General features: G+C 45.5%; 20 protein-coding genes. 7 read left to right on the top strand and 13 right to left on the bottom strand.

What is annotated here, in order from left to right:
* Window positions 1–109 precede the first annotated feature (109 nt).
* On the top strand, window positions 110–712 hold the full coding sequence (gene rsmD / locus L1D37_RS21940) for a 16S rRNA (guanine(966)-N(2))-methyltransferase RsmD (RefSeq protein WP_176680586.1): 603 nt from the start codon (window positions 110–112) through the stop codon (window positions 710–712).
* Between the two features lie 10 nt (window positions 713–722).
* The gene (locus L1D37_RS21935; protein WP_215407815.1) at window positions 723–989 is read left to right on the top strand and encodes a DUF1145 domain-containing protein; all 267 of its coding nucleotides are present in this window, start codon (window positions 723–725) and stop codon (window positions 987–989) included.
* Window positions 990–1,067: 78 nt separating this feature from the next.
* Here the strand turns inward: L1D37_RS21935 and L1D37_RS21930 are convergent, their stop codons facing one another.
* From L1D37_RS21930 to L1D37_RS21915, 4 genes are all read right to left on the bottom strand, one after another.
* Window positions 1,068–1,652, bottom strand: a complete 585-nt coding sequence (locus L1D37_RS21930) for a YhgN family NAAT transporter (protein WP_017061035.1) — start codon at window positions 1,650–1,652, stop codon at window positions 1,068–1,070.
* A 206-nt stretch (window positions 1,653–1,858) separates the two neighbouring features.
* Window positions 1,859–2,095, bottom strand: coding sequence for a YecH family metal-binding protein (locus tag L1D37_RS21925; RefSeq protein ID WP_017066763.1), 237 nt, complete (start codon window positions 2,093–2,095; stop codon window positions 1,859–1,861).
* Between the two features lie 88 nt (window positions 2,096–2,183).
* Window positions 2,184–2,804 (bottom strand): lysoplasmalogenase, encoded by a 621-nt coding sequence (locus L1D37_RS21920; protein WP_239849178.1) that lies wholly within the window; start codon window positions 2,802–2,804, stop codon window positions 2,184–2,186.
* A gap of 925 nt (window positions 2,805–3,729) precedes the next feature.
* The gene (locus L1D37_RS21915; protein ID WP_017633159.1) at window positions 3,730–4,104 is read right to left on the bottom strand and encodes a hypothetical protein; all 375 of its coding nucleotides are present in this window, start codon (window positions 4,102–4,104) and stop codon (window positions 3,730–3,732) included.
* Between the two features lie 243 nt (window positions 4,105–4,347).
* On the opposite strand from L1D37_RS21915, the gene L1D37_RS21910 reads away from it, so the two are divergent.
* Window positions 4,348–4,677 (top strand): DUF2500 domain-containing protein, encoded by a 330-nt coding sequence (locus L1D37_RS21910; RefSeq protein WP_132764908.1) that lies wholly within the window; start codon window positions 4,348–4,350, stop codon window positions 4,675–4,677.
* A gap of 71 nt (window positions 4,678–4,748) precedes the next feature.
* Here L1D37_RS21910 and L1D37_RS21905 read toward each other — a convergent pair whose 3' ends face one another.
* The 7 genes from L1D37_RS21905 to rhtB all read right to left on the bottom strand — a co-directional run bounded on the left by L1D37_RS21905 (window position 4,749) and on the right by rhtB (window position 11,259).
* Entirely contained in the window at window positions 4,749–5,762 is a 1,014-nt protein-coding gene (locus L1D37_RS21905) for an acyltransferase (protein ID WP_137002210.1), read from the bottom strand.
* 153 nt (window positions 5,763–5,915) lie between these two features.
* Window positions 5,916–7,136, bottom strand: coding sequence for an organoarsenical effux MFS transporter ArsJ (gene arsJ / locus L1D37_RS21900; RefSeq protein WP_239849177.1), 1,221 nt, complete (start codon window positions 7,134–7,136; stop codon window positions 5,916–5,918).
* A gap of 221 nt (window positions 7,137–7,357) precedes the next feature.
* Window positions 7,358–7,849 carry a cyclin-dependent kinase inhibitor 3 family protein gene (locus L1D37_RS21895; protein WP_239849176.1) on the bottom strand — a complete coding sequence of 164 codons (492 nt, stop codon included), beginning with the start codon at window positions 7,847–7,849 and terminating at the stop codon, window positions 7,358–7,360.
* Window positions 7,850–7,890: 41 nt separating this feature from the next.
* Window positions 7,891–8,892, bottom strand: coding sequence for an ArsJ-associated glyceraldehyde-3-phosphate dehydrogenase (locus tag L1D37_RS21890; RefSeq protein WP_239849175.1), 1,002 nt, complete (start codon window positions 8,890–8,892; stop codon window positions 7,891–7,893).
* 41 nt (window positions 8,893–8,933) lie between these two features.
* Window positions 8,934–9,275, bottom strand: a complete 342-nt coding sequence (locus L1D37_RS21885; RefSeq protein WP_136981726.1) for a metalloregulator ArsR/SmtB family transcription factor — start codon at window positions 9,273–9,275, stop codon at window positions 8,934–8,936.
* Window positions 9,276–9,374: 99 nt separating this feature from the next.
* Window positions 9,375–10,595, bottom strand: coding sequence for an EAL and HDOD domain-containing protein (locus tag L1D37_RS21880; protein ID WP_239849174.1), 1,221 nt, complete (start codon window positions 10,593–10,595; stop codon window positions 9,375–9,377).
* A gap of 46 nt (window positions 10,596–10,641) precedes the next feature.
* Entirely contained in the window at window positions 10,642–11,259 is a 618-nt protein-coding gene (gene rhtB, locus L1D37_RS21875) for a homoserine/homoserine lactone efflux protein (RefSeq protein ID WP_123312060.1), read from the bottom strand.
* Window positions 11,260–11,340: 81 nt separating this feature from the next.
* Here rhtB and L1D37_RS21870 point away from each other — a divergent pair, with 81 nt between their 5' ends.
* Together L1D37_RS21870 and L1D37_RS21865 are read left to right on the top strand one after the other, a co-directional pair.
* Entirely contained in the window at window positions 11,341–12,327 is a 987-nt protein-coding gene (locus L1D37_RS21870; protein WP_239849173.1) for an alpha/beta fold hydrolase, read from the top strand.
* 184 nt (window positions 12,328–12,511) lie between these two features.
* Entirely contained in the window at window positions 12,512–13,339 is an 828-nt protein-coding gene (locus L1D37_RS21865; RefSeq protein WP_239849172.1) for a Cof-type HAD-IIB family hydrolase, read from the top strand.
* Window positions 13,340–13,412: 73 nt separating this feature from the next.
* Here L1D37_RS21865 and L1D37_RS21860 read toward each other — a convergent pair whose 3' ends face one another.
* Window positions 13,413–13,880 (bottom strand): EVE domain-containing protein, encoded by a 468-nt coding sequence (locus L1D37_RS21860; protein ID WP_239849171.1) that lies wholly within the window; start codon window positions 13,878–13,880, stop codon window positions 13,413–13,415.
* A gap of 39 nt (window positions 13,881–13,919) precedes the next feature.
* Here L1D37_RS21860 and L1D37_RS21855 point away from each other — a divergent pair, with 39 nt between their 5' ends.
* Window positions 13,920–15,464: a hypothetical protein gene (locus L1D37_RS21855; RefSeq protein ID WP_239849170.1), complete on the top strand. Its 1,545-nt coding sequence runs from the start codon at window positions 13,920–13,922 to the stop codon at window positions 15,462–15,464.
* 2 nt (window positions 15,465–15,466) lie between these two features.
* Window positions 15,467–16,063 carry a DTW domain-containing protein gene (locus tag L1D37_RS21850; protein WP_239849169.1) on the top strand — a complete coding sequence of 199 codons (597 nt, stop codon included), beginning with the start codon at window positions 15,467–15,469 and terminating at the stop codon, window positions 16,061–16,063.
* 133 nt (window positions 16,064–16,196) lie between these two features.
* Here the strand turns inward: L1D37_RS21850 and L1D37_RS21845 are convergent, their stop codons facing one another.
* Window positions 16,197–18,677, bottom strand: a complete 2,481-nt coding sequence (locus L1D37_RS21845; protein ID WP_239849168.1) for an EAL domain-containing protein — start codon at window positions 18,675–18,677, stop codon at window positions 16,197–16,199.
* Window positions 18,678–18,868: the final 191 nt, after the last annotated feature.

Genomic DNA, 18,868 nt, shown 5'->3' with positions numbered 1-18,868 from the left:
TAAGTTTGCTTTTAGCTTGATACACTTTGTCATTGCAAATTTACTTAATACTCGAACCAACTTAAATTGGGCTCGGTATAGTATCACTTTATTAGCGGTCAAAAAATCTATGGTAAGACGTCGCCAGCAAAACACATCACAAAAAAAGCCATCCGGTGGCTTTGTTCGAATTATTAGTGGCTCATGGAGAGGCAGAAAGCTACCTGTTCATGATTTAGAAGGCTTACGCCCAACCATTGACCGAGTAAAAGAGACCCTCTTTAACTGGGTGGCACAAGATATCCCAAATTCGACCTGCTTAGACGTATTCGCAGGTTCTGGTGGTTTAGGTTTTGAAGCAGCTTCTCGCCAAGCAAAAATGGTGACGCTGCTCGAAATGAATCAAAAGGCCGCCAAGCAGCTTTCTGATAATGCTAAAGAGCTCAAAGCGGACAACATCAATGTGGTAAATACTGATGCTATCTCTTTCCTTAAGAAGCCAGGCACTCCTTACGATATGGTTTTCCTTGATCCTCCATTTCGTAAAGGCTTATTAGCAGAGACGGTACAACTGCTTGAGAGCAATGGTTGGCTTGCAGATGATGCCATCATTTACGTTGAGACAGAGAAAGAGCTGAAACTCGAAGCGATGCCAGAAAACTGGGAATTACATCGCGATAAGACCACCGGCCAGTCGAGCTACCGACTGTTTAATCGAATCACTGAAGAATAGGAGTTATTGAATGAAGTTCTTGCTTCCACTAGCAAAAGCAGCCATCGCCTTTGTTTGGTTTATCTTAATCACCAATATTTTCTACCCGTTCCCGGGTAATGCGGCGATTGCACTTTATATCATGACCGCATTCTTGTTCTTCATGCACGGCCTGCAGATGCTGATCTTTATCGGTGCCTTCGGCGATAAGATCGAGATGTCACGCTGGGAGAAATGGTCAATATTGATTTTCGGAGTCTTTGCCCTACTCGATATTCGTCGTAAGCACATGATGTAATCGAAATAAAAACGAAGTAACAGATACAAAAACGCCGCTCAGTAGAGCGGCGTTTTTTATTGAGTAATGATAGCAACACTAGCCCATGTAGCCCTTCACACCATCCAAGAACATTTGAGTCGATAGCATAACAAGTAGCAAGCCCATCAAGCGCTCGATGGCTTTAAGCCCTCTCTCACCCAACACTCGTAGGAAGAAGCCATTAAACATCAGAATGAAGAAGGTAGCGCCCCAAGCCAGCATCACAGCGGCTGAAAGCTCCAACATATTGTCTGGGTGCTGTGTCGACAGCAGAATCAGTGCAGCAATCACTGACGGACCTGCAATCATAGGGATCGCCATTGGTACAATAAACGGCTCTTCACCAGCCGCAAGGCCAGTAATGCTGCCTGCGCTTGGGAAAATCATCTTAATCGCGATGATAAATAGAATGATACCGCCAGAGATACTCAAGGTTTCAGGCTGTACGTGCAGGAAGTTCATGATGCTTTGGCCTGCAAACAGGAATAGCAGCAAGATAACCAGTGCGAACATCAGCTCACGAATCAGAACAATACGGCGACGCTTCGGGTCAATATGCTTAAGGATAGAGAGCACGATTGGCAGGTTGCCAAGCGGGTCCATGATAAGAAACAGCATGGTTGCTGCAGATAAGATTTCCATAAGTTTGTCTCGAAAAGCGTAAGTGCGCGGAGTATAGCAGCCTCAACATTGATTTTCGAACGCAGTGATAAGCGGGTTAACTGATGCTTTTAAAAGGGGATGTTATAAGAAGGTAAATTAGCGAAAGCAGATTGAAAGGTAATGAAAAGAGTGGAGCAGAAACATGCACCCACTCTCTATTCACGAATAAAACAAGGCACTAAGAATTAGTGATTACACACACGTTCGCGGTTAGTGCAAAGCTTATCATCGACAACGACAACCTTTTCCATCTTCAAGAAAAACTTCAACAGGCTATCTAAATCCAGACCATTGAGTTTACAAGTATGAAAGCGAGCTTCTTCCCCATAGGTTTGAGCAAGCGCTAATGTTAGCTCTTCGCGAGTCAGTGGCTTTTCACTAAGCAGGTTTAAAACGTTGTGTGCGTGAATTTCAGTCGTCATAACTCAATCTCATGTTTAATGAATTACACGTAGAGTACCGAGTTTTAGCAACGTCGTTTTGATGTAGCTCAGGCTTGAGAGCTCTCCCCTAAATAGTAATCGATGCGACAATAAGTGCGTGTGCCAGAAAGTAACTACCCGTTACCCAAAAATAAGCCCCCTTGATCGGGCTACGGTAACTATTTAGTGCATAGGCCAAGGCCGAAAGGAGCAACACGCTACAGCCAGCAAAACCGACCGCGTGTGATAGTTGAGGATCCAGCAACCAAACCTCACCAGAAGCCCATGCTAGCTGAATAAGCACAATACCCATGATGACCACAGGAAATACGAGTTTGTCTAAGCGTGGCAACAGTAAAAAGAAAGCAACAACGCAAGCTGCTAATAACAACGCGAACAACCACCAAACCATTTCACCTGATAGTTGTAACCAAAAAGCTTTGCTGTAACAGAGTTGAGCCAATAAGAAGCAGACAAAATGCAGAGGACGTTTTTGAGTGAGTGTATGAAGCACATCTGCGATCGCAGAGATAGCCAACCCCGCGACTATCCAATAGGTAAAGTCAGCCACAAGCGACTGAGTTAAAGCAATAGTCGCTAATAATACAAAGGTAAATACCTTATACGATAAGGCCTGACCGATATGTCCATGTTTCGTTCCTGCTATTGCTCCGATACCAGATAAGGAAACCGCTAACCAACTCCACATACCACTTGCCCTATTGCTTTAAATCGTCGCCAGTCTAGGCACACGAGTGTTGATGTAAAGCCTAAGCCTTTCAAAATTGGATCTTGATTACGCTTCCACTAAAAAGAGCCTCTTTCGGTTGAAGCCATGACAATTACGCGGAGATAACGATGATTCGTTTAAAACTAGAGCGATTCTTCGTTAAACCCATCGAAAAGCACCTTACAGCGTCCAGCTTTTCATTTTGGTCATTTCTAACCTAGCCAAATCGCAAAAACCCATCAAAAACAGCCAAAAACCACACTTTAAAATTAGAAAAACCAACATTAAAAATCAATAAATACATAAACTTAAATATAAAAAATAAAGATTAAAAAGGAATTAAAAACCTCAAACATCCCTAGCTTTGTAAAGTAAGTAACTTGCGTTAATTCAGCTCCTTTTTGTCAGAATTTTCCTAGCTCCTTATCAAATTAGCCACCATAACCAAGACAAAAACGCACAAACAAAACCAAATTCGACCTAGAAGCCACCAACCCCCATTAATACAGTTTAACAACCTTTAACAATATAAATCAAACATAACAACCATTATAAAACAGCAACTTAAATCAAATAAGAACAAACATGAATCACAACGAACAAAATAAGAACACACCAAAAAACACAGTTAAACAGCCCCAAACAAGCCAGTATCCAATAGTTTTCTACCACTTTTAAGGCTTTCGAAAGTAATTCTTGATCTAATCCTATAAGTGGGCTATTCTTTAAAACATAGCGAGAGACAACCAAATTTAGGAGTAGTGTTATGATTTCATCTTCGCAAAGACAAGGACTTGTAATGATCGCGGTAGTTGTAGGTCTAATGACACTACCGATGATGTACTAAGCAAGTTACAGATAAAAAAAGGGACGCCATGAGCGTCCCTTTTTTTGTTCAAATTTTTCACTTCGAAAACAGATGCAGTGTTAACACATCCCAGTTCGCATAGTAGAAACCCGCCGCGGCTAAAGTCATTGCCATCATCAATAAGATCGCAACACGCCAGATAAAACGACCGCTTCGTGGAGTCAGCTCCTTCTCACAATCGTTACACATCATGATGAATTTATGCTGGTCTTCCAACTGAGCGTCATGCTCATTCACTACCTTGTTACGACACGTTGCGATATAACGCAGCTTACTTACCATATCGTGCGGTAGCCTTTCTTCACAGCTTGTCACAAGCTCGTGCAATCCTTCGCCTTCAGCGTGATATTGAAGTCTCAATAATTTTTCTATATTGCGAGTTCTTGTCACCACTTTTTCAATGTCGGTCATCTTGGCCTCCCACTCCACACTATAATTCTAGTCGAGCATTTCCTTATTCTTATACAAAATCATCGCTATTTACGTGAGAAAGAGACAATAAATAACAATGCTTTATCCCAAACTGGCCATTAAATGTGATATCAGCCGAAAAATAATCAGCTTTGCTTACAGCAGTTCACGAATAGCGGCTTTAAACACATATCCCTATTGCCCGAAAGACTAGAATAACCATCACGACTACATGGAGGTTATATGCCTAACTCACTCTTTTTTGCCATCTTTGCACTCGCAGGTCTAGCGGCCTGGGGGTTTCTTGTTTTTTATCGAAAACATATGCAAGGCGAGAACGCACCAGAAAAGAAAGTGAACGTGACGGTATTAGATAAACAGTCCATCGACCTTCCTGATGCAGAACCTGGTCAAGAAGATCAAGAATACTGGATTTACGTTCAACGCGGTATGGTTGGTCCGAAACGAGAATTCCAAGTCGGAATCCACTATTTCCACGCACTTAATCCTGGTGACAAAGGAACCTTGACCTACCAAGGCGATAAGTTCTTACACTTTGCGTTGAAGCGCTAATCGTAAGTCGCTTCAACGATTCATCAAAACCGACCATCAGCGATAATAACTAATGGTCTTAGTGTTGACGCCTAAGGCAACAACCAGCGCGTTTTCTCAGACTTAGATACCATCCAACTCATCCACAGCGCACCAGCGCCACTGATCACAATCCACAATGGGATAACCCACGCAGGGTGCCCTTGGTACCAACCGAACTCTTTCATCGGCCACAAGAAGATAGGATGCAGCAGGTAGATACCTAAGCTGTGCTTACTGATAAAGCCAACCACTTGGTTACCTTTCTCAGATAACCCTTCTCCGTAGTAACGACACAACATAAACACCATGCTAGCGGCTAATACGGTATTCAGCGTTTTGTATGATAACCAACGACCAACCGTGTACTCCTCGGCAATTAGACTCGCATCAACCACCATGTAGACCGTGGTTAACAACGCCAGCGCACCAAGTCCTGCACTCACCCCAACGGTGAACTTGTTGAGCGGCACCTTCTTGTACAACAGGTAACCCAGTGGCAAGTAGCCTGTGTAAAGCCATAACTCATGACTCCATGGACCATCAATTCTCAGTAAGAACAGTAACGTTGTGAACAGCCACACTGCTGTAAAGCCATAGACTGCTTTGTCGCCATACTTTCTGACCATGATCTGTAAGAAAGGAATCACAAAGTAGAGCGGGATAAAGTAATAGAAGAAACCAAGGTGGTAGTAGGTGTAGTGATGATAGCTATTAAGCAACACATCCCAACTGACGTCAGCATCAAAGCCCATCGCAGACCAACCAGATAGGTAGGTATAGAAAAGCGACCAGACGATGAAAGGTATCAATACCTTGCCTAAACGTCGCTTGAGGTAGTATTTAGCATCAAACGGGCGCTGATCGCTTAGCATCAAGGCGCCGGTTATCAATATAAAGACAGGCACTGCCCAGCGGCTGAAGCCATTGACGGTGATTGCTGTTAACCATTCGCCGAAAGGAATCGTTCCTAGTTCGTTGCGATAAGGCGCCAAAACATGAATCGCGATAACCGCTACGGCCGCGACACATCGTGCTAAATCAAAAAAGAGAATTCGCTGCTTCATGTAAATGCCTGATTAATATTCAATCATTCTACTATAGCAATAAAAAAGCTGACCGGAATAAATACCAAGTCAGCTTATTGTTAAAGGAGAAGCATATCGCGAATTAATCTTATACGAATGAGCAGTTGCAACTTTCGCCCTTACGAATGAGGCCTATGCGGCAGATGTTTGCGGCACCTTAGGTAAACGCAAAGAGATCACCGTCGTTATCGCTAAGAATGCGAACGATACCCACAAACACGCAGACAAGCCGCCCATTTGGAATACTAAGCCTGACAAGATTGTGCCAATCAAGCGGCCCATTGCATTCGCCATGTAATAGAAGCCAACATCAAGCGATACACCATCGCCTTTCGCGTAGCTCACAATCAGGTATGAGTGAAGGGACGAGTTCACCGCGAAGATGGCACCAAACACCATCAAACCACCAATGATCACTAACTCTGGTTGCCAACCTATTTGCACCGCATAAGCAATAGCACCTGTCACGATAGCCAGAGCACCTGCCCATAATAAAGCGGCATGACCGTCTGGAACCTTGCCTTGCGCCTTACCCGTAATCTTGGGAGCAACACCCTGCACAAAACCGTAAGCGATAGTCCAAGCCGCTAAGAAGCCCCCCACCCATGAGTGGTCCCAACCAAATACGCTGCCCAGATAAATTGGTAAAGCAATCACAAACCACACGTCACGAGCACCAAACAGGAACATACGCGCCGCAGACAGGATGTTGATGGATTCAGATTTAGAGAAGATCTGTTTGAACTTAGGTTTGGTCTTCGCCTTACCCATGTCCGCTTCTAAGCTCAGCACACTGCCAATGAAGACCAAGGTCAACACAGCGGCCATCGCAAGCACTGCATATTGGAAGCCAATCGTCGAAAGCAACAAACCACCAATAAAGAAGCCTGCCCCCTTAAGCGCATTCTTAGATCCGGTCAGAATCGCAATCCACTTATACAGTGCACCTTGCTGTTCATCGGGTACCAAGGTTTTGATTGAGCTCTTGGCACTCATCTTATTGAGGTCTTTAGCGATACCAGACAATGCCTGCGCTGCCATCACCCAAGGAATAGTCAACATGGCCGATGGCAGTGCCAACATGCCCAAGGCGAAGACTTGCATCCCTAAGCCGATGTTCATGGTCTTATTAAGGCCAAGACGCGCGCCCAACCAACCACCGATTAGGTTAGTCACCACACCAAAGAATTCATAGAAAAGGAACAGTGAGGCGATCTCTAGCGAACTGTAACCAAGGTCGTAAAAATACAGGACCACCAGCATACGAAGTGCACCATCAGTAATGGTGAAATTCCAGTAGTTGAATGTCACCAACATGTATTGGCGAACGCTCTTACTTAGATTTGAAAACATAACGCTATCTCTGCAATCTAAACAAAAAGAGCTTTTAGATCATAGGTGTCCAAAAGCTCTAATTCTTACTTTCCACTTAACTTATACTCAAAATAATTGGAGTTGCAGCTAGGCAACAAGCAAGTTCAGCCCTATGAGCATAGGTGTTCTATGTGATTAGGGCGGCCGGCGCTCCGGTGAATTTGCGCAGTTAACGACGCTGCTGCTTCAAGTATGAAGAGCTACGCAGAAGCTACGCCGTTGATATACTCAACCTGAATAGGTTTAGTAAAAGCACCTGGACGAAGCGCCTGAACCTCTTGAACAATCTTGCTCAGATCCCAACTCTTCTCTAGCAACAGGTGTGCAGCCAGTAAGCCAGTGCGACCAGAACCGCCCATGCAATGCATCGCTACTTTGCCGCCGTTATCGACAACTTGGTGTAGCGCAGGGCTCGCCGCTTGCCATTTCGCAGCAAAATCAGCACCTGGTGCACAATCGTCTTCGATTTCGATTTGGAACCACTGCATGCCTAGTGCTTGTGCTTTTTCACCTAGCTCAGAAACATTCTTGCTCGCCAGTTCGTCACTGTCTAAAGCCGTCACAATCGCTTCTACGCCTTGCGCTTTAAGTTGAGCTAGAGATGCATCTAGGTCAGCTTCCTTGGTGCCTGGGCACGGAGTAAGCACTAACGCACCAGTTTCTAAATCTAGTTGCCATGTTGGATGTGTCATTGTGTATTCTCCAGATTCTACTATTTCTTAAATACGCAGGCTTATGCCAAACCAACTGTACGTACTAGCTCTGCTGTACGTGTCGCGTAACCCATCTCGTTGTCGTACCAAGCGTAGATCTTAACCATGCGCTTACCTACCAACATAGTTGATAGTGCATCTACGATAGTTGAGCGTTGGTCGCCTTTGTAATCGATAGAAACCAGTGGACGCTCTTCAAAGCCAAGAATGCCTTTCAGCTCGTTCTCAGACGCTTCTTTCAGCATCGCGTTAACTTCTTCTGCTGTTGTATCTTTCTTCACTTCGAAGATGATGTCTGTCAGAGAAGCGTTCGCTAGTGGTACACGAACCGCGTGGCCATTTATACGATTTTCCAGCTCAGGGAAGATCTCAACAATTGCCTTAGCACTGCCCGTTGTTGTCGGGATAAGGCTCATGCCACATGCACGTGCACGACGTAAGTCCTTATGGGGCGCATCAAGAATAGTTTGCGTGTTGGTTAGATCGTGAATTGTCGTGAAAGACGCATTCTCGATACCAAGCTTCTCGTTGATCACTTTAACCACTGGCGCGATACAGTTTGTTGTACAAGACGCGGCGGTTACGATTTTGTGTACTGCTGGGTCGAAGATGTTGTCGTTCACACCAACAACGATGTTTGCGATGCCTTCTTCTTTCACTGGCGCTGATACCACAACACGCTTCACGCCCTGCTCTAGGTATTTGTTTAGGAAAGATGTCTTACGGTGAACACCTGTCGCTTCGATAACCACATCACAACCAGACCAATCGATCGCGTCAATGTCGCGCTCTTTGGTGGTTTTGATGCGTTGACCGTTGATGATCATCTCATCGCCCTCAACCGCAACTTCGTGGTTCCAACGACCTTGTACTGAATCGAACTCTAAAAGGTGCGCCAGTGTTGCAGTGTCGCCAGCAACGTCATTAATTTGTACAAACTCTAGCTCAGCCCAATCGAATGCTGCGCGAAGTGCTAGACGGCCGATACGGCCAAAACCATTGATACCTACTTTAACTGTCATTTTCATTTCTCTCAGTTAGTGGTGAATCTAAAAATATTCGATTAAACGCAACATTGAGGGCGTGAAGTCATCGCTTCTAAGCGCTCAATGTCTTGTTGGTATTCAGTTTTCAAACAGTTCGATGCGATAAGGTCATCAATTAACTTTAGCATCCAACCCGGTAAATCTTGTGACAGGCGGTAAAACACCCACTGCCCTTGGCGAACGTCAGTCAGAATGCCGTTTGAGCGTAACTGCGCAAGATGGCGAGAAACCTTTGGCTGACTTTCTTGTAATGCCTGAGTCAACTCACCAACAGAAAGGCACTCTTGGCGCACAATCAACATTAAGCAACGCACTCGCGTTTCATCAGACAGTAATTTAAAAAATTGGTGAGGAAGCATAAGTACATACTCATATATGGATATGCGCATATATTAGTTATAAAAAAACGCACGTCAAGGCGTGCGTTTCAATTGTCATAAAAGTTTAACGAAAGGAAATCAGAGCTGATTAGTCACGGTATGGCTCCAACGTCGAGCTTCGGTGAGCTCCGTTCTTACCTGCTCCACACTTAAACCTAAGTCGGCACAGTGTTCATCAATCTGCTGCCAGTCAGCGTGTTCAAAGCTCTCCTCAAGGGCGAGTAAGGTGCCATAAGGCCCTTCTCTGCGCAGCAAAGCGACCTTAATGCTTTTACACAGCGGTAATTGCTCTACGAGGTTCTCTAGCGACAGGTCGAGCAGAGCATCGAGCAAGGAGAACAAACCGATCATAAAGGCTTGCTCAGTGTGCCCTTCAAACGCTTGATAGCGAGACATGCGCTGACAAAATTGCGCTCGCTGTAAAGACAAGCCATATAGCTCTTTCGGTTTTTTATCAGAGACATAAGACGCCACCGCCAGCGAGACAAACATTTTCAGCTTCTCTTGCCCCAGGTAAACCAAGGCCTGACGGAATGACGAGATAGTTACCTCAAGACGAGGCGACATGGTATTCACAAAACGCAGCAACTTATAAGATAAAGCGACATCTTTGGCGACGATGCTCTCGACACGTTGGAAGTCGACATCCGGCTTACACACTTCTTGGAACAGCTCCATGGCAATCACTTGCTCAGGGCTGATGTATTTGGTCTTAATGATTTCAGGCTTGCTAAAGAAGTAGCCTTGGAAGAACTTAAAGCCCGCCTCTTTGGCTTGCTGAAATTCTTGTTCGGTTTCGACTCGTTCAGCAAGAAAGCTAAATTTCTTCCCTTGATGCGCCCTAACCAAATCACACGCTTCATCTAAGCCCATCTGCATGATATCGAGCTTAACAATGTGCGTATATCTGAGGAAACGTTCCCATTCTGGCGTCGAAGTAAAGTCATCAAGGGCGATCATGTAGCCCGCTTGGTAAAGGTCTTTAACCGCTTCTAATAACTCATCGGTCGGTTGGCAGGTTTCAAGGATCTCAACCACCACCTTGTCTTTCGGCAAGCTCAAAGGCAGACGACGAATCAGGCTTTGATACGGGAAGTTAATAAAGCAGCGTGAAGATGGGATCGAAGGGTTAAGCCCAACCGACAAGAAGTTCTCAACAATCAGACGATACGTTGCTCTGTTAGACTCAATATGCGCTGGATAAGCATTCCTTTCTCCGTCGCGAAACAACAGCTCATAACCAAGCGTGTTCTTGTTACGGTTTAAGATAGGTTGTCGAGCAACGTACGTAGCGGTCATTTATTGATAACTCTAATTGTTTTAACTATAACTCTAATTACTTTCACTAAGCTTTGGCGGCAGCCAGCAACGCGCCGCAGCCCATGAACATACCACCAAATATCTTATTTATCTTACCCATTATACGATCTGAGCGGATAAAGCGTCCCATTTGTGAAGCTAATGACGTGTAACCCAACATAACAACGCTATCAATGAATACGGTTGTCACGCCCAGCACTAACAGTTGCGGTGCTTGCGGTTGTGTCGGGTCAATAAACTGAGGAAACAGAGCCACCAGAAACACGATAGATTTGGGGTTAGTAAGGTTGATAAGCACAGCATTTCTCAACAGCTTGCCACTCGACAGCGTTGAGCTCTCTTCAGAAGCCACTAAGCTAGAGTTGTCGCGCCACTTTTGGATACCTAACCAAAGAAGATACACCACGCCCACCCATTTGATGATGGTGAACGCCAATGCAGATTGTGCCACTAATGCACCAATACCCGCTCCCACCAGCATGATGTGAAATGCAAGACCAAGCTGTAATCCTGCGATCGACGCGAGTGACTTCTTAGTGCCATAGCTTAGGCCATTACTGATTGAATTAACGGTACCTGAGCCCGGAGCCAAACTAAACAAAATCGCCGTGACGACATAAGCAAGCCAAACATGAGTATCCATTTGCATTTCCTTACTAGTTCTTTAATCTAACAACATTAGTAGCGATAAAGCTCTCACATGCACCAGTTCAGGTAATTTCCCATGGAAAACCACAGCGCCGCCCCGTTTTCGTACACGCAAGAACCTCAGTTCGAGCAAGCGATTAAACACCCGATCCCCACTCTTTGGCAACAACGAAAAGATGGGTATGTAACATCATCCGGTAAAAAGAAGCTGTACTGGTGTAGCCTAACCTCACCGACTCATACCAAAGCCATCGTTATTTCAAATGGCCGTATCGAGTGCTGCCTAAAATACCAAGAACTCTTTTATGATTTCTATCAACAAGGCTATGACGTTTATTCATTTGACCACCAAGGTCAAGGTCAGTCGGAACGTATGGTAACAGACTCTGACATTGGTCACATTCATGAGTTCGATGATTATGCATCAGACATGTCTGACATCATTGCCAGTTTTGACTTAAGTAAGTATTCCGAGCGTTACCTTCTTGCACATTCAATGGGCAGTACCATCGCGACTCGCTACCTGCAGACTCATCCGGATCACCCGTTTGATAAGGTAACCCTGTGTGCACCGATGTTTGGTATTAACACTGAATGGTACCTAAAACCTATCGCGATGGTTGTTGGACAAGTGCTTACCGCGTATCACGCTAAACCAACTTATGCGCCTGGCCAACAAGCGTATTACTCGAAGCCTTTCGAAAACAACTTACTGAGCCACAGCCAGGTTCGCTATCAGTGGTTCCGCCGTTTGTATGACGAGTCACCCTCTTTGCAGGTAGGCGGACCGAGTACACGTTGGGTGTGGCAAGGGTTAATGGCAGCCAAGCAAGCCATCCAGCAAACTCGCCAGATCAAAATCCCACTGCTTTTGATTCAAGCTGGGGAAGAGAAGATTGTCAGTAACGATGCTCAAGTGAAGTTCATCAACAAGCTGAAGAAAACCAACTCCGATTGCCAGTTTAAGGTCATCGAAGGTTCTAGGCATGAGGTGTTGTTTGAGAAGGATGAGTATCGCAATCTAACATTGGATGCCATTACTCAGTTTTTTGCTCAGCGTTAGCGTGGTAACAAGAAAAGTAACAGACAAAATAGAGAGACGCTAAAGAGGAAGAGAAGTAAGTGAGCTTTGCCCTCTTTTCTTGCGTGAATTTGGCATACAATTTCTAGATAGAGATATTGTATTTCAAAGGGCGCTAGCATTGGCTGGTGTCGATATTGGTTAAGCATTTTGCAATGAGGGTTAAATGACTATTCCTGCACTTAAAGATTCCGTGAAAATCGTTGCCTCTGATTTAGATGGTACGCTTCTGGCTCCCAACCATCAGTTAAGCGTTTTTACCAAGCTAACACTCAAGAAGTTACACGACCAAGGCTACACCTTTATCTTCGCGACGGGTCGCCACCATGTCGATGTTGCGGGTATTCGTGAGATAGCTGGGATTCCGGCATACATGATCACTTCAAACGGTGCGCGCGTGCACGACCAAAATGATCAGCTAATGTATAGCCAGAACGTGCCTCAGGATTTAGTTCAGCCTGTTATTGATGTGGTTCGCCAAGATCCAAACATCTTCATTCACATGTACCAAAATGAAGATTGGTTGCTGGATCGTGAAGACGAAATGTTGGCTAAGTTCCACAGTGAATCTGGCTTTAGCTACAAGCGCTTCGAAGCTGACAGCGCGCCAAGTGATGGCATTGCGAAAGTCTTCTTCACACACCCAGAACAAGACCATGAATACCTAGTGACGTTTGAGCAAAAGCTAAGAGATACGTTTGGCGACAAACTGAACATCGCTTTCTCTACGCCTTGGTGTCTAGAAGTGATGGCAGCAGAAGTATCGAAAGGCCACGCGTTAGACGCGGTTGCGAAGTCACTGAACCTGACTCTTGATAACTGCATTGCCTTTGGTGATGGTATGAATGATGCTGAGATGCTGGCTATGGCGGGTAAGGGCCTGATCATGGGTACATCACATGAGAAAGTGATGAAAGCTCTGCCAGATAATGAAGTGATTGGCAGCAACGCAGACGACGCCGTTGCACACTACTTAGAAAAACACCTACTCTAAGCAGTCCCAATAAAACATAAAGGCAGCCAATGGCTGCCTTTTTTGAACCTTACGCCAAAAGCTTTCTCTAAGGTTAGCGAGAACCGAGTACTTCTTTGCTTAAGATGGCCTGCCACTCCTGTTCAGTCACAGGCATGATGGACAAGCGATTACCGCGTTTCACCAACGGCATTTCTGATAGCTCTGGCATGGCTTTCAATGTTGCTAAGGGAATCAAACGCTCAGTCACTCGTACAAACTCGACATCCACCATAATCCAACGTGGGTTATCGGGTGAAGATTTAGGATCGTAGTAATCACTCTCAGGATCGAATTGAAAATGATCTGGGTAGGCTTCTCTGGTTACTTTTGCGATCCCCGCTACGCCAACTTTTTTACATGATGAATGGTATATCATCACCAAGTCTCCAAGCTTGACGTCATCACGCATCATGTTTCGAGCCTGATAGTTGCGTACACCCTCCCAACAAGAGGTTTTTTGTACTCTAAGATTCTGAATAGAAAAGGTGTCGGGTTCTGTTTTAAATAACCAATATGCCATAATAAATCCAATTAACGGTTGCTCCGAGGAAGATATAACATGAAGGTAATGAAAAACCCAGTGACATGGCTAGTCGCATTCGCGCTACAAGGTTGTGTAACGGCGCCAGATACGCCGCAACAACCTGAGGTTCCACCAGCAACCTTGGACGAGCCACTGAGCATTCAACCGCAAACCTTCATCATGCGTGGTCAGGTTGTGGTTGGCCATGAGAGCCGAACCTTCACCCCTTGCGGTAGCCAGCAACAATATTGGTTAGATTTATCTCCAGAGCTAGCACTCGAGGCTCAAGGCTTAGCGACCAGACCTTATCAAGCCTTATACGGTGAGCTCATCGGTCACCTAACGGTACCAAGCCAAACTGGATACAATGCCGACTTCACCGCGCGCTTCGTGGTTGACCAAGTGAATATCCTCACTGCAGAGAACCCTGAACGTTGTGACCAACCCTTGCGCCCTACTCGTGTGTTCGGTAATGAACCCTTCTGGTCAGCGACCTTTGATAAAGACCAACTGAAATACACCATGATGGGCGAACAGCCTCAGCGCCTCAATATCGAATCCAGTCGCACTACTCCAAGCACTCGTGATTACCAACTAGAAGGTCAATCAACGAAAGGCGAACTCAACCTGATCAAAGAAAGCTGTAGCGACGGCATGAGCGATTCTATCTATGGCTGGGAAGCGAAACTCAACCTTAATGACAGCAAGTACAACGGCTGTGCAACAGTATCTAACCAAGATCCTACTCTAGACTGGAGTGGACTCTACTTCGCAAGCTCAACGCAAAACTCTGGGTTCTCTATTAACCTAGAGCTCAACGATGACCACAGCGCGATCACGACCTACTCGTACAGCAATGGCGACCCTTCGATTGTTGAACAAGGCTTCTGGCAGCAACTCAACCAAAATCAGGTTCAGGTTGTAATGACTCGCCACCAGCAGCAATACCTAATCTCAGAGCGTATCTTCACACTCGATAACGGCAAGCTGGTCGCTGAGAAAGAAAAGGTTGGCAACGTTGTTTATCCGATTGCCAATGGCGGTCTAGTGCTATTTGAGGCCAAGAGTGAACAAGCACAAATGAACACGACCAAGGCCGTGGATCTAACCGCAAAGCAGGTTAACTCAAGTGATCAACTTGATCCAAAAGTCGACCAAGCGATCCGCGAGTATTTTAAGATCAACAACAGCTCACCAGACGATACTAAGTACCGCTGGCTGACCTACGATCTCAACGGTGATGGAAAAGAAGAGCTGTTTGCTCAACTCGACTGGTGTGGTTCTGGTGGCTGTACACTGCTTATCTTTGAAAACCACCAAGACAACTGGCGCTTCAATAGTCGAGTGACATTGGTTAAGGGCGATATACGCTTAGGTAAGTCGCAAAATCATGGCTGGCAGGATCTGATCTTCAATGTCAGTGGCGGCGGAGCAACACCTGCAAAACATGTACTGTCTTACACTGGTGTGAGCTACCCACTCAACCCAAGCGTTGCTCCAGTTGCAAATGACGCTGACATCAGCGACGTAGTTCTATTTGCAGATGGTATCTCACCAGCACAAAGCGGAGTTAAGCTGTAAACATGAGTAACCAACAAGCTTGCAGTGGTTGTGGTTTCACTCACCAGTGTATTTGTCATCGAATACCGAGTACCGAAAGCCAAACCCATGTTGTGTTACTCACTCACGAGAATGAATTGTTACGCGACACCAATACAGGAAAGCTGCTGCAACAATCGCTTGAGCAGTGCGAGTCGTTCGTGTGGCAACGAAAAATGCCACCAGCCGAGTTGATGACATTACTTGAAGGTGGGACACGACAGCCTTTTCTGTTGTTCCCAAGCGAAGAAAGTATGGAATGTCAGCAAGCGGTATTGAACAAAGCTAATGGCCGAGAACCGTTATTCATTATCTTGGATGGCACATGGCAAGAAGCGAAGAAGATGCTTAACAAGAGCCCGTGGTTACAATCCATTCCGCAGGTTCATCTCGATATTACCGGCGAATCTTCGTATACCTTGCGCCGTAACCAAGACAGTGGCCATCTCTGCACCTGCGAAGTAGGTGTCGAGCTACTCAAAGCATTAGGTGAAGACGAAGCCGCGAGGTTGATTAACGATTACTATCAGCACTATCTCAAAGTATTCCAAGCCGACAAGAGTGGTCACGCGCTCAAATAGCGAAGTACTGATGCTTAAGATAAATAGCGATAACAAAAAGGGTGAGCCATAAGCTCACCCTTTTTATATCTAAATTTAATCCATTGAACAGGCTAGTGTTTCACGTGAAACGATCGGCACATAACCCATCCCATCAAAATAGGCGTTTGGGTTCACCAAAATAATAGCCTTGCAGGTAATCAACACCCATATCCTCTGCGATTCGACATATTTGCTCGTTATGAACAAACTCCGCCACCGTCTTAGCATTCAGAATCTGACATAGACTCACCAACTGCTGGGCTATCTTTCGCTGCTTCTTATCTTGGTCGATATTTCGAATCAGGCTGCCATCGAGCTTGATCACTTGCGGTTCTAACTTCAATATCTCATCAATGTTCGAATAACCTGACCCAAAGTCATCAACGATAATATTCACGCCAAGGTCACGGAAATGGTTACACACCTCAATCAAGCGACCGTAGTCTTGAATTTGCTCCGTTTCCAACACCTCTAAACCAATACGTTGTGGGTGGCTGATTTGCTTGATCGCTTGCTCAAGATGAAGAATGGTTTTCTCATTGTTGAAATCTTGTGGCGCTAAATTGATTGAGAACGAATCGGTTCGCTGACTCATAAAATCAAAGGTACGCGTTATCATCTGACGGCTTAAGCGAGTATAGAGATGAGTTCCTTCAATGATGGGTAAGAACTTACCCGGAGCAATCAACTGACCGTCTTCTTCGATTCGAACCAAGCATTCATAGCTCTCTATCTGATGACTGTGTGCCGAGACTATTGACTGAGAACACGCGACAATGTTTTGATTGAGCACTGCACGGCTGACGCACGACAACCACCCCAACTGTTCTTGGCGATGCTTCTCTAGTTGAATAAGCGTCTTGGCACTCACCAAATGTTTGTTCTGACTCACCGCACTGCGACGCGCTTCAATCGCCTTCAACAATAAGTCATCTCTCGAGGTATCAGGGAAATCTCGACGACTCGCAACACCCGCACAGATAGACACCGACAGGTAATCAATATCGGGTAAACCAGTAGGCTCGAAGTTCACATGCTCGGTTTGATCGGCAAATTCAGAGAAGCGTTGATGGATATGTTCTTGGCTTGCCCAACTATCAAACACCACCGCCCACTCACCAATACCGATGCTATAAAGCTGACACCCTTTATCAAAGAACTGCCACAAAGCTTTTTGAAAGTACTCGCTCAAGTCATGCAACAACTTGTCACCGACGCGATAACCATACTTCTCATTGATCTGACCAAATGTCGTCACCTTCAAAGCCAACAAGTGACTATCCGCACTCATCTTCGACAGCTTCTCTCGCAATACACTTCTGTTGGGTAAACCAGTACGGCGATCAATTCGATAGCTCGCCGTCAATGCGGTGGCTTGTTGTTGAATCTTGCTGGCCATGCTGTTGTTCATGTCATCAACATCCAACAAAGCATTACGAATCAGTGAAAACAGAGGAGAGATATTGGCCGCGGGCTGTGTCTCTAATGGTTGCACTGCCTTGCCTTCGCCTTCTCTGAGCGCAAGATACGTCAAGCTATGGTGCAGAATTCGTTGTTGGTCACTCTCTTGGAAGAGCTCTCCCATGCAGTACACGCCATAGGTGTCGGCCAGTTTTTGGAAAACCTCCACCTCTTGGTTGCCATCAATAAAATCGATGCGAGAAGTGCAGTTATAGATGAAGAACTGCTCTGGCTTATGGGAAGCAATCTGTTGAACGCCAAGTCGAATTTGTTCCAAGGTCAGCGAAGGATGGTCATAACAGAATCTAACCTCTTCACCCACTTGGAACTGACCGCTGAATTCTATTTCTCCGCACTCCATTACCTTGAGTGGCAAATGAATGTTTTGCGCTTTGGGGTCACCGACCATTAAGGGGAAGTTATGCAGTTGCTCAAAAGGCACTTCGAGGCCATCGGCCAAATAACGGTTATAGAGATCGCGCACCGGCATCCCATCCAATTCCGCTAATCGGTTACCTTTAGCTCCCGTGACTCGAAAGGTTCGTCCAATTGGATTCCACTCAGTGTAATACCCCTTGGTAATGGCCAGTTCAACGCTGTGTAGCGCCACCATCACATAAGCATTTTCATAGCAGATACCATCGAGCATCACCCACCGCCCATTATCTGTGATGGTCGATGCTCCGCCACAGATAGGCAATGAATACCTCGATTGCTCAAATGCGGCAAACAGTGCTCGGTCATTTATCTGCAAGCGATCAGCAAAGCAGATGACGCTTTGCGTACTCTCGTCGCATTCAAGCTGCCGCCACATCGCTTGGCTATCAACTTGTGGTTGTTCGCTGTATTCCACAACGCCACAGGTGTAAGACGTCGCCTCAAAGCGAGTGACAATAAGGTAGAGACCTTGATGGAGAATGACACCTTGGCTGATGTAGTGGTTAGCACTACAACCAATCAGTTTGGCATTAGGGAAAGTCGATTGAATCACTTGGCAGGCAGCCAAAACCGGACCTTTCTCGAAAGACGAAAACACCTGAATCAGTAGCTTTTCATGTTGATGAAAATCTATCTTTTCCAATTCACGTTGGGTTTGTTCTATGTCTTGTATCAGGAGAGAGGTCGACTGCATATTCACATTAATCGTTGCGTTAATGATTTGTTATTGTGCTTATTATAGATAAGGCTTGCACGGAATATTTACGATCGTCTTACGAATAATGTGAGGTTAGTTAGACATCATCCACTCCACTGAAAATCAGTCATTAATGGCGGCTGAGCGCTTTTGTATCCAGTAGTTTTAGAATACTGAAAGCTTTAACA

The sequence above is a fragment of the Vibrio sp. Isolate33 genome, from assembly GCF_022397895.1.
GTDB lineage: Bacteria > Pseudomonadota > Gammaproteobacteria > Enterobacterales > Vibrionaceae > Vibrio > Vibrio pomeroyi.
This window is presented reverse-complemented; position numbering and strand designations above follow the sequence as displayed.